Here is a 14,056-nt window from a genome sequence, read left to right as displayed (position 1 = left end):
CTTCTTCGCCCTGCCGGGCGTCCTCATGCCCTGGCCAATCCAAGAATTTGAGCCTTTTCCCGCGGGCAGGCTCGCGTCAGGATTATCTGCGCCCGAATCCCTCTCCACACTGGATTCGTTCGACATTCAGAAGATAGCTAACAACAGGGCGACGGCGCATTGTCTTCGGCAATGCGCGCAACGTGCCAGCTATTTCCGAGTCGAGCCACGCCCCCGAATTATCTTATATGATATAGATTACTCCATGTGAGACATGGCGGAGATCGACCATGGCAGGATCAGCAACCGCACATCGCCCACGCCAGACGACGAGCCGCGATCGACAAACTACGGTCGCATTCAAGGCCGTGCTGGGCATTGCTCGCCTATGGGGCCTCACCGACGACCAGCTTTCGGTTCTGCTCGGCGGCGTGGGGCGCTCAACCATTCAGCGCTGGAAAGCCCAGCTCTCGGACAAGGGCGCGATTGCAGCCGACTTCGGACCTGACACATTGGATCGGGTGAGCTACCTACTCGGCATTCACAAAGCCCTACGCATCCTGTTTATGGACGATGCGCAGGCGGATGGTTGGGTCAAGCGCCCAAACCAGGGGCCTGGCTTCGACGGTCAGTCCGCACTGGATCGCATGCTGCGCGGCCGCATGGAAGATCTTCAGTACGTTCGGCGTTATCTCGACGGATGGCGCGGATGATCGACGGCCTGCGCACGATCAAGCCGCCGTTCGAGACTGCCTACCGCATCATCCCATCGCGATTCCCACCCGTCGGTGTGTTTGACGGACTGGTTTCGCACGATGAACTGGACATCGCCTTTGAGATCGAAGCTCGGACCAATGAGCGGTTGCGTGCGGACATCGGCGCGCTTCACCTGGTGGACCCCGAGGACTGGGTTGTTGGGCCCGGCGCAACCACCGTAATGGGCGCCTTCACGCATCCGTCACCGGCAGGCTCCCGATTCTCCGATGGCAGCTACGGCGTGTACTACTGTGGTGACAGCGAGAGAGTCGCGATTCGTGAGACCGCGCATCACCGCGCCATCTTTCTGAAGCTAACAGGCGAAGGCCCGTGTCGCGTCGAGATGCGACAGTACGCGGGTCGCCTGGCACAGAAGCTCGTGGACGGACGTCGCCGGCTCCCCAAGGCAGCTCTTGATGTCAACGACTACCAGATGAGCCGCAAGGTCGGTGCGCAGCTGCGCGATGCGAAGGCCTATGGACTGATCTATCCGTCGGTTCGCGCCAGGGGAGGATGGTGTGTTGCGCTGTTCCGGCCGCCGGCAATCACCGATGTCGTGCCATCAAAGATGTATCAGTACCTTTTCGACGGCGAACGCATCAGCGACGTTCTGCCGATTGGCGAGGCAATTTCGCTCGGGAACTGACCGCCCGTAGCTTCACCCAGGCAAAAGCATCTTGCTAATCGCTCGCGTTGCGGTGCCTTTGCCCATCGGGAGGCGACACGAGGCTTGCCGGCATACGTGCTCTAGATAGCGCCTGGGCGGTGCGACAGCCGCAACATCGCCGTCTAAACGCAGTCCCCACAACTGCTCACTCAATTTTTTGACATCGATCGGAACCCACTTGTAAAACACTGAGACATTCTCAGGACAAGTCCAGATTCGCTGCGAGAAGATATCTAGCAGCGCTGGCCACCCCGCATGGAGTGGAAGGGACCTCGCAAGAACACGCGGGAGAATGTGCCATATGCCCTCGGCCCCATATCGCATGAAGCTGGCCTGCCGAGCAGCTCGCGCCTCCAGCGTCAGGGCTACCATCGCAGTCAGGGCGTGCTCATCGCCAACTTCCCATAGGGCATGGAGGAGTTCCAGCGTCGGAGGCGTTCGTAGCCGGCTTCGATCAGTAAAGGGCTGGCACTCGAAATCCCAAATCAGCTTTCTGGAGGGTCCATCAACGGACTCGAGCGCGGTGTCGACCGTTTGGTAGTCCGCCATTTCCTTTGCGAGCAGCAACCAAAGCGGATGATGGATCCAATGGGTTACCGCCGCACTCGGTAATCGGTGCTGAATCTGCCTCAGCGTCACGCCTCTCGGAACGTGAAGCTGCCGGAACTTACCCGTTGGTTCCCAGGACTTCGGTCTAGCGCCAGCAACTTCCCTTTCCCACGTGAGTTCGTTCCACTCACCGAAAGCGGCGGCCAAGCAGGCATGAACTGCCGCCGCGGCGCACACGACAACTGAGCGAGGCCATCTGCTTCCGCGCGAACGAACTGCTTGGCTATTCATACTGGCTACTAATGCAGGATTTTGGCGGCTTTATCTAGGTAAAAAATCCGTCCGACTTTTTACCCTTGTCCGGTAGTTCGTGCCGAAATACGATCGATGCACATGATTGCTGCCGAATGAGATCGATGGCGCTATCAACAGCAGAAGCATTCATCAAGAGCCGTGGCCCCTTCGTCAGTGGTCGGGAGTTGCGCGACTTGCTCGGATATCAGTCCGCACAGGCTTTTCGCCAGGCGGCTCAGCAGAACAGGCTGCCGGTGCCGATTTTCAAGGAGCCTGGGCGCAGAGCGTGGATGGCAAGAACGCTTGACGTGGCGACTTGGCTTGGGAAAGTCGACCAACGGCTGCTTGCCAGCGCGACCATGCTTTCATGCGAAGCCTCACGGGATTAGCTGCGGAGTTGGCTGCGCGTCAAAGCGACGTTGCTCTGCCAAGCGGTTGCTTGTCTTACACCTGCCGAAAGGCGTCGACTAAAGGAGAGTAATCCACTCTAGCGCCCAACAAAAAACCCGAAGCGGTTTCCCGCTCCGGGTCCGGAATCGTTGCCGATCCGCTCTTGCAAGCAAAGTATCGGCCGTGAATCTGGACCCGTCAAGGACCTTTTTGCCCGCACGAAGGGCAGTCCAACACCCAGGAAAATCATGGCCGATATCGTTGGAGCAAGATGCTCGCGCGCTGTATCCCCGCTCGTTCAAAAAATCGTCGATGCCGCCAACGCCCCAAACGATGATGGTCGGCGCTACATCGATGAGACGCGCCAGGGGGCGCCATTTAGGCGCGTTCGCCGAAGCCCGCATAACTCCGCCGGACGCTACGCAGGCGAGAAGATGGGCTACGTGCAAGAGGCCGAAAGCCTTTCCGTCGAATTTCTACTGCTTTTAGAACTCGACTTCGCGCCGATCGATATCGAGCTCTGGCCGCAACCGAAGCCGCTGCCACTCGACTATCGTTCTCGCGCAGGACGCCGAGTGGTTACGTCATCCACTCCCGATTGCCTTGTGCTGCTACCCGATAGGCGAGCAATACTTATCGAATGCAAAGAAGCCAATTCGGCCGAAAAGAGAAGCTCAGAGAATGATCCGCGACTAGCCCGCGATTCGAGCGGAAACTTCATCGACCCTGCGTCGCAGTCGGCCGCAGAGAAGATGGGGATTCCACACTTGGTTCTCGTCAGCACGGACTTCTCAGCAGTTCGAACCGCGAACTACCTCTTTATCGGAAAGGGGTTTCGAAAAAAATGGCGTCCTGGGCCGGGATTCGAGAAGCTGGCCAGGCACCTCTCCAGTGTCGGCATTAACACTTACGAGCAACTTGTTGCAGATGCAGGCGGATGGACTGCCGACGACATCGTTGGCGGAATTGCACAGGGCCTCATCTACATGGATCTCGATCGCGATCGCCTGGGCGGCCTCGCGCCCGTCCGCTTATACGCTTCAGCAGAACACGCCGAACTTGCCAATGCCAATGCCAATGACGGCCGGGCCCACGGCCCCAATGAAGTCCTGCATGGCGAATGCACGCGGGCAGAACCCGATTTCTCGAAATTCTCGCCCCGGCAGATCCGGGCTGCGTGGGAGAAGCTGGAAGCCGCACGAAAGGCCGCCGCCAAAACTGGAGAAGAAGCGTTGTCGAGGCGAGAGCGCGGCCTTGTCTCGGCTTTGCGCAAAGCCGCTTCATCGAGCGACCCCGTATTTCTGGCATTTGTGCCGCGTTTTAACGAGCGAGGGAATCGCACTCCTCGGCTCGACGATGAGATCAACGCGACGCTCAACGCGTACGTCGAGAAGGCTGCCGCCAGTCTAGAGCCCGTCTCAAGCTTTTATGGCTCGCTGCTAACAGACAAAACATGTGCAGGAAAGGCGCTTCCGAGCAGGCAGACCTTTTACGTCCGGGTACGCGAACGAAAAGCCGACCTCGAGAATATTGCCAAGCGAGAGGGTCCGGAGGCGAAGTATCAAAGTACGCCATCGGCTCCACTTACCGCCGTGGCCAATGCTCGGGCTGCGTCGCGCGCTTGGCAGCTGGCGATCCTCGATCACACCCCTCTGCCGATTAGGTGCCTTTCGGCATTTTCTCGGTCGCCGCTTAGCGGAAGCCCTTGGCTGACCTATATGCGGGATCGGCATGCCCAGGAAATCCTGGGTATGTACCTGACATGGCGACATCCATCTGCGCAGTCTGTTCTCGGGTGCATCTGGGATTGCTTCCGGACTCACAAACGTGTCCCGGAGCAACTCTTCCTTGATGGCGAAAAGGCGCACGACAGTATCGCGGTCGAAACGCTCCTCGGCGAGTCGAACACCGACAAGATCTGTCGCCGGTATATGTCTCCCAGGGACGGCGCCGACATCGAGCGGGGCTTCCTGACGATCGAGCATGGGCTTCTCTGCTACCTGCAGGGCAACTACGTCCTCAGACAGGACCCCAAGAGCTGGCCCAGAGGTTGGAACCCGGCGCAATTTGCGGACCGCACGCTCGGTTCTCTCTGGCTGGCGATTCGCGCATTTCTCTTTGACTACTACAACACGTCGTACCGCCCAGCCACCTTTGGTGGCCTTACCCCAACCGAAGTGCGCCAGTCCTCGTGCCGGCAGCATGGCGAGCGCCAGCACAGAATCATCAATGACCTTGAGCGTGCGAAGGTCATCATGTTGCCCTTCGCATCCCGCAGCGCCGAGCGCGCTTTCGAGCGCCAGACAGGGATTCGAATGTTTGGCGGACACCATCGATACTTTCCAAGCGAACCGGTTAGTCCAGATCTTTACGGCAAAAAGCTCGTTGTTCGATACGATCCGCTCGACATCACCTATGTGATGGTTTTCGCGAAAAATCGTTGGCTGAGGTTTGAGCATCAGCACAAACCCAAGTACGCGGGACTGTCGCCTGACCAGCTGTCAGCCGTAAGCGTCGAGCTGATCGAACACGGCCAGCGTTACCAAGAATCTCGCGATGACCAGCTGCGAGAGCATGCCAGGCATCGTGAGGCGATTGAGGCGATAAGCAAGAACCCGCTGGATGACTTCCTCAGATCGCTTGATCACGATCCGCAGAGCGCCAATCCCGCGCAGGCTGACGATGTGTGGGGCCGCGTTGATCCAGCCTCGGTTGCAGCGTCATCGACGTCCGAGTCTGGCCGATGAGCCCGGACACCTTGAGGGAGATCCATCGCAAGCTCGAAAGCACCATCATCGAGCACTCCACGTATCGGCATGTTCTGGGCGAGCTAGAGAGCATCGTGACCTATGCTTTGCCAGGGAGCATCGTCTTGCTGGTCGGTGCCCCGGGCACAGGAGTAACTGCGATCGCCCGAGCCTGTCATCGCCGCTTACAGATAGCATGCAGGCCTGAGAATCCATTTTGCGCCGTTGAGCTGGTTGCTCGCGTCCCCACACGCGGACGATTTCATTGGAAGGATTTCTGGGAGTCGGGCTTGGAGGTATTGGAAGAGCCGATACTCGGGCAACGACGCCGGGCGACCGAATCGGCGAAGCTCTATACCGAGTTCCTCGGCAGTGCAGCCTTCAGGGCTGAGGATAATCTGCGTCGAGATTTTGAGCACATCCTGCATCGGCGTGGCTGTCGAACGCTCTTCATCTCCGGGGCAGATGCCATGCTCCGTCGAGCGCCAGATGACGACCTCACGCTTCCACTGGAGATCTTTCAGCAGATGGCGGCTCGGAAGTTCGAGCGTCCCAAGGTGGTCGTGATGGGCGGTGGAATCCCGCTGCTAAGAACAATGCACCGCAAAGCATCGCTTGACCTGCACACGACAGTGCTCCATGTTCCGCCGCTCTCTGCCCATAATGAAGCTGCCGCCGCAGACTTTATTAGCGCGGTGAAGAGTTTTGAAGAGATCCTCATCCCATTAGTCGAATCAGGGACCCTCGTCGGAAATGCCTCGACTCTGCATGCGGCTTCGGCCGGTTGCATCGGCTGGCTTAAGCAGGCGATATCAGACGCATTGGCGCGCATGGAGGAGCGCAAGAAGGAAAGGCTCAATTGGAAGGACATCCAAAGGGAGCTTCCTCGCGCCAAGAAGCGCGAGGTCTTACAACACGAGATTTCGACCATCGCGGGTTACTTCGAGGAGTCCGCAGCATCGTCTCCGTCCCCTGACACACCCGATAGAGGTAGGAGTCGCAATGGACGAAGAGTAGGTGAGCGCAATCCATCGCGCGATAGGGTTGGCAGCGACAATGAGTAGCCCCCTGCGACTCTACAACCTGCCATTGATGTGTTCGGATAGCCCTCTCGTGGAATCCTTGACCAGTTACCTCTCGCGACTATGCCGCGAGCATCGGGTTTCGATTCCGAAGATGTTCAGCGTGTTGAGCAACTTCAACAGCATGCCGAAGGCATTTATCGTAATGAGGAATGGAGATGCTCGAGTTCTGAATTCTTATGGCATTCAGCAGGACAGGGTTCTGCGCACGTTGCAATGGGTGAACGTCACTGCGAATTTGAACCAGGCTTGTCTTGCGGACATGGGGAAGTTTTTCTCTCAAAACAGCACCGGGGCCATCAAGCTAACCCGGCATTGGTGTTCGGAGTGCTACAAAAGCCAGCGCGCGCGCGATGAGATTCTGCATGACAAGCTGATCTGGCAAATAACTGATATCACAATATGCGCAGAGCACGGCACGCCATTGATAGATATCTGCCCACAATGTGGGCAGGGTCAGCCCCTGCTTACTACGTCGGCGCTCGACAGGTGCGCGAGTTGCGCAGCGTCGCTTGTCGTTGAAGTGAATCGTAGCTTCGGCGACTCTCCTGCTGATGCGTATCAGAGATGGCTATCTGTAGAGATCGGGGCACTTCTATCGGCAAGATCTGATCTCGCTGTTCGATCTCATGGCGGAGAGTGCAGAGTTTTTCTCGCTGCTTTAGTCCGCTCTAGAAAGATAACGGTGCAATCACTGGCTGATGCGACGCAGCTTCCATTCGATACACTGGCGCAGTGGGTGCGTGGCCGTAACAGGCCGAGACTAAGCTCGTGGCTGCGGGTATGTGCCAGCGTCGGAGCATCACCGGCTGCGACGTTGCTGGACCCAGTTCTAGCATCTGGTCAGCTACCGTTGCCGTTCAAGTCCGCTGCAGTCTATGTTCCGACCCGGTCTCGACCGCTTCGTCGACATGATCCCGTTTCTATCAGGGCGTCGGTATTGACCGAGGTCAGTACGTCCAGCGGAATCACCGTCAAAGAACTTGCACAACGTGTCGGCATCCCGGTTGGGATGCTTTATTTCTATGCTGATGATTTGCTGAAGTCGCACGCGACCAAGAAGCGCAAGGGGATTTACGATCGGAAGCGTAGCCGCGAAGTCACGACGTTGAAGTCCGCGCGGCGCATAGTGAAGCGCTGGAGAAAGGCTGGCATTCCGATAACGAGGAAAAGCTTTGTTGATGAACTGATGCGGCGCGTTGGTTGCAGCTCTCACAAGGCAAAAAGCACTTTCTCCGTGGTAATGCAGTCTGTGCGCGATGACGAGGAGCGTGCCCCGTAGAGGCTGTGCTCTACGCGAACTGCCTATTAACGCCCGTCATTGCAAGACGGTAGTTCAGCATGCGCTGGCTGACGCCGAATGTTGTGGCTGCCGTTTGGGCGTCGAGCCGGCGGGTTTTAATTGAGATGAGGGCCTCTCTGGGCAACAGAAGGCAGCCCGATAGCCAGTCGGCCTCTTCTTCTTGGACCTTGTCGTAATCTTTCAGCAGCATGAGACCAGCAGCTGAGACTTCGACCTCTTGAGCCCTATGCTCGCGGATTCGGTGGGCCAGCTCATGCATGAGATCGCTCGCTTGGCGTGCCGGCGAATGCGAGCTGTTTAGGATCACGACCACTTTCTGCCCGACGACCACGGTTAACGCGGACCAGCAGCTCGGCGTTTTGCCGTCGTTGCGCAGCAAAACAGCGAGCATCTCAGTCGTGATGCCGGGCACGTCGTTCGGTGTCCACACACGGATTCGGAGATTTTTTGCGAGATGGAATGGGTCGAGCGGGTCGCTGGGCCTCAATCCAAGCTCGGCGCGTTTTTTCGCGGCGTACTTTTCGCACCAGGTCTTGAACCCTCGTTCAAAAGCCATGATCGACTCTGAACTTAGATAGCGTCGTCCTCTTCACGCAGCGCTTGGTGCGTGAGGAGGATCATGTCGGCTAGCGCCTTAGCACTGTCGAACTCAATGGCACTGCCTTTCTTGAAGTGAACCTGTGCGCACGGGATCGTCTTCGCCGAGGCGGCGATTCCAAGGTATAGCGACGGGTCATCGCCCAACCATTGGCAAATCTTCTCGAACGTCTCCAAATCAGGAATTTTCTTATTTTCGACCCTTGAAAGCGTTGCGGGACTAACCCCCACCTGCTTGGCGGCTTCCCGAATGCCCATGCCGCCGCGTTTCTCCTGGATGCGCACGGCGAGGCTCTCTACGGCAGAAAAATCCATAACCCTCGTCTCTTCTGTAAGACATTAGTGTTTGACAAACGAGACAGTCATATTCCAGACTGTCTCTCAAGTGAGACGGAACTGTCTCACCGTAGGCCGTGCAGGGTCAATGCCGGCTGTCAGGTCGTATGCGGAAGACATAGGAGCGTTTCATGTCGAAGAACACCAAACAGACGTCTACGAGGGTTGGCAGCCAGGCATCCGAGACTTTGCGGAGCCGAGGCGAGTCCCAGGTTGCAAAGAGCTTGGCGGCTTCCGCTCTGTCTCAGCGCGCAGGGGCAAAACAAACGAGTGCCGAAATGGAAAAGGTCGCGTCGGCCGTGCTGCGCTCCGATAAGTACTCGGAGAACACCAAGGACCTGGCCGCTTCCGTTCTCTCCCAGTCCAACAAGTCGCGCTAGCCAGAGGCTGCCATGGATTACTACTACGTCAACAAGCAGGCCCAGGCGAACGGTGACCACGAGGTTCACAAACAGACCTGCGCGTTCCTGCCAATTCCCTCAAATCAACTGGCGCTGGGCTTTCACAGCAACTGCCGTGAAGCGGTTCGCGCCGCCAAGGTTCACTACTACCAGTCCAATGGCTGCTACTGGTGCTCTCGGGAATGCCATACCAGCTAATGCGGATGGTCCGGCAGTTCGATGGTTGCTATCTGACAGAAGGAGTTCTGTGATGCTCGATGCAGTAAAAGACGCCCTGTATGAGTTCTGCGCGGTGCTTTCCATTTCCGCCAAGCTCGTGATTGCCGCCTGGGCAACCCTACTGATACCAGCTGGCGTCTTGCTCTCGGCTCTACTGATTCCAGACATCGACCGTCCGTCGCCCATTAACCAAGTCTTGAACGGAGCGCTCGATCAAGTGCGAACGGCCATGCCATGGGCTGCGCTTGTCGCACTGCTGTATTTCGGAGCTATGATGCTCAGCGTATACCGCAGTGAGCGTAGGCGACTTCTGCATCTCTAGAAGCGGACGTTGTAATGGATTTACGGTCGCACCAGTGCGCGGAAAATCATTTACATCGGACTGAGATAGCGACAGAAAGTCAGCGTTATATGGATAAAAAACGTCCATTCTGACGAGCTATTTGCTTTGCTCATTTTTCGGGAATTGGTTTATTGCACACATTGTGTGCGCGGAAATTGAACGAAAGTTTGAAACGTGCACGTGGACCAGCCTGCCGATTTAGGGAAGCTGGATGAGCGCCCTTCCGCTATTGGTCGACGTGCCGGACGAGCGTATCGACGCCATCCGACAACTCATATAGCTCGCGATTGGGCCCTCGCCGAAGCCGGCGGCTGATCAGTCGCTTGCCGATCTGCGGCGCATCGCGCGGCACTGAGGCGGGCACTATGCTGGCGTTCAGAGGAGCAGAAGCTCAGCCGCTTCCCGCAATACCTGCATCAAAATGCTCCGCCGGCAGCTATGTGCCAACTCCGGCCGCTCGCAATCGACAGCTTCTCGGCGCCAGCACAGTCTTCAGAGACGACGCCCGAATGTACGTGCAACGAGGTTCCCGTGCGCCGCAGCTGCGCTGACGAGTGCCGAGCAGATCTCGCGCTTCTCAGCATCCGTCATCGAATGAGCAAGAAGGCCTTCGATTGTAAATACCCAAATCTTCATCAGAGACTTTGCCTTCGTAGGAGAAACGCCCGCCTCTCGAAGTTCAGCCAGGATCAAGTCTTCACTCAGCCTGTGGAAACGGTCATGCCAAGCGTTGATGCTGGGTGATGTCAACATCCGAGCATGGACGGTCGCCACAAGATGGCTGGCTTGCTGTAGTTGATTCACTGTCGCGAGAAGCCGTCCCAGCGGGTCCGCGGCGGATCTACGGCGGAGTGCCGTCAATCCCTGCTCCAATTCTGCATCGAGGACGGCGATCAGTAGCTCGTCTTTGTCCTTGAAGTACCAGTAGATGGTATTGGCTGCGACTCCTGCGGATGTGGCAATCGCAGCCATCGAGGTAGCTTCATAACCTACCTCCATAAACAATTTTCGGGCGGCGTCCAGGATTTCAGCGCGCTTCTCGTTGGAGTCCTGCTGAACCTTATTGCGTGGCATTGGCTGCTCAATCTAACGAGTGGCCAAAGCGCCACTCGGCACTGATTATATGATCTCTTGAACGCCATTTAAGGCGGTGATAACGTCTCTTGATCGACATTCAAGATAAGCGCCGTGGCAATCAAAATCTTCGTCTCGCACTTCCAAAGCAACAACGTCCAGTGCGCCGCTACTCTTCACCTTCCAGACGGTGCTGGTCCATTCCCAGCGATCCTCATGGTTCACGGCTGGGGTGGGATACAAGATGCGTTGACCTTGCCCTTCTATACCCCGTTCAACGAAGCCGGTTTCGCGGTCATGACGTTCGATTATCCCGGCTGGGGAGCGAGCGAAGGTACGATCCGTAACGTCATCAATCCTTGGCATCGAGAGCGCGATGTTGAAAACGCCCTGGAACATTTGCGCGCACAGCCGCAAATCGATGCACGCAGCATCGTGCTATGGGGAACGTCTTTCGGCGGTGGACACGTTGTCAGGATCGCCGCGCGACATCCTGAACTCTTGGGTGCCATCGCCCAGGTTCCGATGCTGGATGGAATGGCGGCGGTGAAGGCGGTGCCGTTTCCACGCCTCCTACGCTTCGGCTGGGCAGCAATTAGAGATCTGTTCTGCGGAAGACGGCCCATCTACCTACCAGTCATAGCGCCGCCCGGAGAGTGGTCCAGCATGGATCGGGATGGCGCGGCGAAAGCCTTGCAGAAGGGATTGCAGGCGATGGTCGAGAACGGCGGTCCCGAAGCAGGTAAATACGATAATCGGGTGGCCGCGCGTTCTCTCCTCACGATGGGTCTGTATCGACCATTCAAAAGCTTGAAGGAAGTGCCTATTCCACTTCTGATTGTAGGAGCAACACGAGATACGGTGGCGCCCTTCGTCGAAGAAAAAATCCGGGCTCTCAAAAAGCCACAGATCAAACTCGAAACGCTAGATGCCAACCACTTCGATCCTTATTTTGAGCCGGCCCTTTCTCAAAATCTTGGCTACCAGATCGCCTTCCTAAACGTGCTGCGCAGCCCATGAAGAGTAAAGAGCGCGACCGCTCTCACCTCCTCATGAATGTCAGCTATCTGGCAGCCAGATCACAGCTGCCGCCCGGCTGCTTGGGCTGAAAGCGGGCAGCCGACACCAAGCACCATTCGTCTACTATGCGGACGCCTTGAGGGCTTGAAGCTTTGTCTTAGCCTCGCGTTTTCCTAACAAAGCCGTTCTGCCAAACGCTTCAAGCGTTTTCTGCCGCGGCGTGTTTCCCTTCTCTATGTTGTATACCGTGAGTGAACTCACGCCGAGCAGCCTGGCAAAGTCGGCTTGTCCGCGCCGATGTCGAGGCTCGCCAGCCGACGATACGACGCGCGTACACGTCGATCCGGAAGTTTTCATTCCAGACCCGCTCGATCTCCGACAGCAGTTTCTTTAACTGAACCATTACCTCAACACGGGCTGGGCTGAATTGTGGGGTAAGCCCTTAGCAACTGCTTTGGAAAGTGCTGGCAGAGATGGAGAGACATCGTGGCTCCGTCCTCTCACTGCACACGCACGTAGGTCAAGACGTCGCGACCGGAGGCGATGCTCAGCCGGCAGACGATGTCGTCATGCCCGAGCCAGGCCGCGACCGTGCTGCGTTTGCTTCCGTTCACGCTTTCGAAGCGGCGGTGCCGACACTCTTCGCCCTCGTAGCGAACGATCCGCGGCGGATCGGATTTCGCTGATGAATTCGCCTTGAGCTCGATGACCTCGCCGGTGGCGAGATTGAAGTGCGGGCCTTCGGTCAGCGTGCGGCCCGACCAGATGCTCAAGGGCAGCGCGTCGGGCGGTAGCTCGTGCGATTTCCCATCAACGGTGGCGCGAAGCGTCCCCGAGGTTTCACGCGTCACCGCGAGCGATTTCTTCGACGCGCCGACCGCCACGTCGGAGCGCGTCTCCGAGCTCAGGGCGAGCAGGCTCTGGCCCTGCCAGCGTTCCTCGACCGATTGCTCGAGCTTCGCCGACAACATCATTCGCCGAAGCTCGAGCTGGCCGCGCTGGCGTGCGATCAAGCCTCGCGGCGACGGCTCCAGCGAGACCTCGAGTTGGCCGACGCGCTTGTCTCCATCAAGGATGTCGTAGAGCAGTCGCGTCGTCGAAGCTTGTGCCGCCGCGGCGTGCGAGTGGCCGAGCGCCAGCAGCGCGCACAGCGTTGAGAGGAGGGAGGTTCTGATGGGCATGTTCTGTCATCGGTGCGGCGGCCTCAGTCTCACCAAGCCGCCCGGAGGCTTCCTAACGATCGTTAGCTTTGATGGCTGAAATCTATCCGCTATGTGCCGGGCTGACAAGCCGACACTCATGGCGCGTGTTTCGTGATTGCGAGTCCGATGCGCGGCTCGTGTTTCAATCCTGACCGGGCAGTCCATTTCAGGAGAGCGATGTGAATTCAGGCGACCACTACCCGATCGGAACTCCAGGCATGCCCTGGGGTGCGGCGGAAATCTCGGCCTGGCGCGCCCGGCAGCGGCGCCAGCGCAGCTACGCCGACGATGTCCTGAGCGTGATCGAGACCTTTCGCGCGCGCTTCGATGTGATCGAATACGGCCGCCTCGACGCCGATGCGCAGCACTATCCGCTGTTCGCGATCAGGAGCCGCGATTGGAACGACGCGCTGCCCGTCGTGCTCGTGACCGGTGGCGTGCACGGTTACGAAACCAGCGGTGTCCACGGCGCGCTGCGCTTCATCGACCGGCATGCGGCGCACTATGCGGGCCGCGTGAACCTGCTCGTCGCCCCGTGCGTGAGTCCCTGGGCCTACGAAGTGATCCAGCGCTGGAATCCGGATGCGATCGATCCGAATCGATCGTTCTTCGCCGACAGCCCGGCGCCCGAGTCGGCCGCGCTGATGCGGCTGGTCGCGCCGTATCGCGATCGCGTGCGGCTGCATGTCGACCTGCACGAGACCACCGATACCGACGAAACCGAATTTCGTCCGGCGCTCGCCGCGCGCGACGGCGTCGTGCACGAGCCTGGCGAAATTCCGGATGGCTTCTATCTGGTCGACGACAGCGCGAATCCGCAGACGGCGTTTCAGCGCGCGGTGCTCGCGGCCGTTGCGCAGATCACGCATATCGCACCGCCCGACAGCAAGGGCGAGATCATCGGTTCGCCCATGGTCGCGCCGGGCGTGATCGAGTATCCGCTCGAACGGCTCGGTCTGTGCGCGGGAATCACGCGGGCCGCCTACAAGACGACGACGGAGGTGTATCCGGACAGTCCGTCGGCCACGCCCGAGCAGTGCATCGCCGCGCAGGTAGCGGCCGTTTGCGCGGCGATCGATTACGTCCTGGAACGCTGA

At 58.3% G+C, this 14,056-nt stretch carries 14 protein-coding genes; 10 read left to right on the top strand and 4 right to left on the bottom strand.

The genetic code is table 11. The features are described from left to right. Positions 1-269 precede the first annotated feature (269 nt). The 5 genes from AC3WUM_RS07105 to AC3WUM_RS07085 all read left to right on the top strand — a co-directional run bounded on the left by AC3WUM_RS07105 (position 270) and on the right by AC3WUM_RS07085 (position 7,746). Positions 270-692 carry an MbcA/ParS/Xre antitoxin family protein gene (locus tag AC3WUM_RS07105; protein ID WP_492409500.1) on the top strand — a complete coding sequence of 141 codons (423 nt, stop codon included), beginning with the start codon at positions 270-272 and terminating at the stop codon, positions 690-692. Next, a complete protein-coding gene (locus tag AC3WUM_RS07100) occupies positions 689-1,381 on the top strand; it encodes an RES family NAD+ phosphorylase (protein ID WP_492409499.1) in 693 nt (230 codons plus the stop codon). The genes AC3WUM_RS07105 and AC3WUM_RS07100 overlap by 4 nt, the downstream gene beginning before the upstream one ends. 1,502 nt (positions 1,382-2,883) lie before the next feature. Next, positions 2,884-5,382: a TnsB C-terminal domain-containing protein gene (locus AC3WUM_RS07095; protein ID WP_492409498.1), complete on the top strand. Its 2,499-nt coding sequence runs from the start codon at positions 2,884-2,886 to the stop codon at positions 5,380-5,382. Continuing rightward, positions 5,379-6,446: a hypothetical protein gene (locus tag AC3WUM_RS07090; RefSeq protein WP_492409497.1), complete on the top strand. Its 1,068-nt coding sequence runs from the start codon at positions 5,379-5,381 to the stop codon at positions 6,444-6,446. Before AC3WUM_RS07095 ends, AC3WUM_RS07090 begins: the two co-directional genes overlap by 4 nt. Before the next feature lie 49 nt (positions 6,447-6,495). Continuing rightward, positions 6,496-7,746 carry a TniQ family protein gene (locus AC3WUM_RS07085; protein WP_492409496.1) on the top strand — a complete coding sequence of 417 codons (1,251 nt, stop codon included), beginning with the start codon at positions 6,496-6,498 and terminating at the stop codon, positions 7,744-7,746. 10 nt (positions 7,747-7,756) lie between these two features. Here the strand turns inward: AC3WUM_RS07085 and AC3WUM_RS07080 are convergent, their stop codons facing one another. After that, positions 7,757-8,323, bottom strand: coding sequence for an ImmA/IrrE family metallo-endopeptidase (locus tag AC3WUM_RS07080; RefSeq protein WP_492409495.1), 567 nt, complete (start codon positions 8,321-8,323; stop codon positions 7,757-7,759). Between the two features lie 14 nt (positions 8,324-8,337). Next, a complete protein-coding gene (locus tag AC3WUM_RS07075) occupies positions 8,338-8,679 on the bottom strand; it encodes a helix-turn-helix domain-containing protein (RefSeq protein ID WP_492409494.1) in 342 nt (113 codons plus the stop codon). Positions 8,680-8,831: 152 nt separating this feature from the next. Between AC3WUM_RS07075 and AC3WUM_RS07070 the strand changes: the two genes are divergently transcribed. From AC3WUM_RS07070 to AC3WUM_RS07060, 3 genes are read left to right on the top strand one after another with little or no spacing between them, the layout of a single operon-like run. Beyond that, positions 8,832-9,080, top strand: coding sequence for a hypothetical protein (locus AC3WUM_RS07070; protein ID WP_492409493.1), 249 nt, complete (start codon positions 8,832-8,834; stop codon positions 9,078-9,080). Between the two features lie 12 nt (positions 9,081-9,092). Continuing rightward, positions 9,093-9,299: a hypothetical protein gene (locus AC3WUM_RS07065; RefSeq protein WP_492409492.1), complete on the top strand. Its 207-nt coding sequence runs from the start codon at positions 9,093-9,095 to the stop codon at positions 9,297-9,299. Positions 9,300-9,351: 52 nt separating this feature from the next. After that, positions 9,352-9,642 (top strand): hypothetical protein, encoded by a 291-nt coding sequence (locus AC3WUM_RS07060; protein ID WP_492409491.1) that lies wholly within the window; start codon positions 9,352-9,354, stop codon positions 9,640-9,642. Positions 9,643-10,155: 513 nt separating this feature from the next. On the opposite strand, the gene AC3WUM_RS07055 is transcribed toward AC3WUM_RS07060, so the two are convergent. Beyond that, the gene (locus AC3WUM_RS07055) at positions 10,156-10,737 is read right to left on the bottom strand and encodes a TetR/AcrR family transcriptional regulator (RefSeq protein WP_492409490.1); all 582 of its coding nucleotides are present in this window, start codon (positions 10,735-10,737) and stop codon (positions 10,156-10,158) included. 114 nt (positions 10,738-10,851) lie between these two features. Between AC3WUM_RS07055 and AC3WUM_RS07050 the strand changes: the two genes are divergently transcribed. Then, the gene (locus AC3WUM_RS07050) at positions 10,852-11,757 is read left to right on the top strand and encodes an alpha/beta hydrolase (RefSeq protein ID WP_492409489.1); all 906 of its coding nucleotides are present in this window, start codon (positions 10,852-10,854) and stop codon (positions 11,755-11,757) included. Between the two features lie 500 nt (positions 11,758-12,257). On the opposite strand, the gene AC3WUM_RS07045 is transcribed toward AC3WUM_RS07050, so the two are convergent. Continuing rightward, entirely contained in the window at positions 12,258-12,938 is a 681-nt protein-coding gene (locus tag AC3WUM_RS07045) for a DUF6134 family protein (RefSeq protein ID WP_492409488.1), read from the bottom strand. A 239-nt stretch (positions 12,939-13,177) separates the two neighbouring features. On the opposite strand from AC3WUM_RS07045, the gene AC3WUM_RS07040 reads away from it, so the two are divergent. Continuing rightward, positions 13,178-14,056: a M14 family metallopeptidase gene (locus tag AC3WUM_RS07040; RefSeq protein WP_492409567.1), complete on the top strand. Its 879-nt coding sequence runs from the start codon at positions 13,178-13,180 to the stop codon at positions 14,054-14,056.

Source organism: Hydrocarboniphaga sp. FW305-C-57 (genome assembly GCF_058783045.1).
The sequence above is the reverse complement of the archived record's forward strand: the minus strand, read 5'-3'. Positions and strand labels throughout refer to the sequence as shown.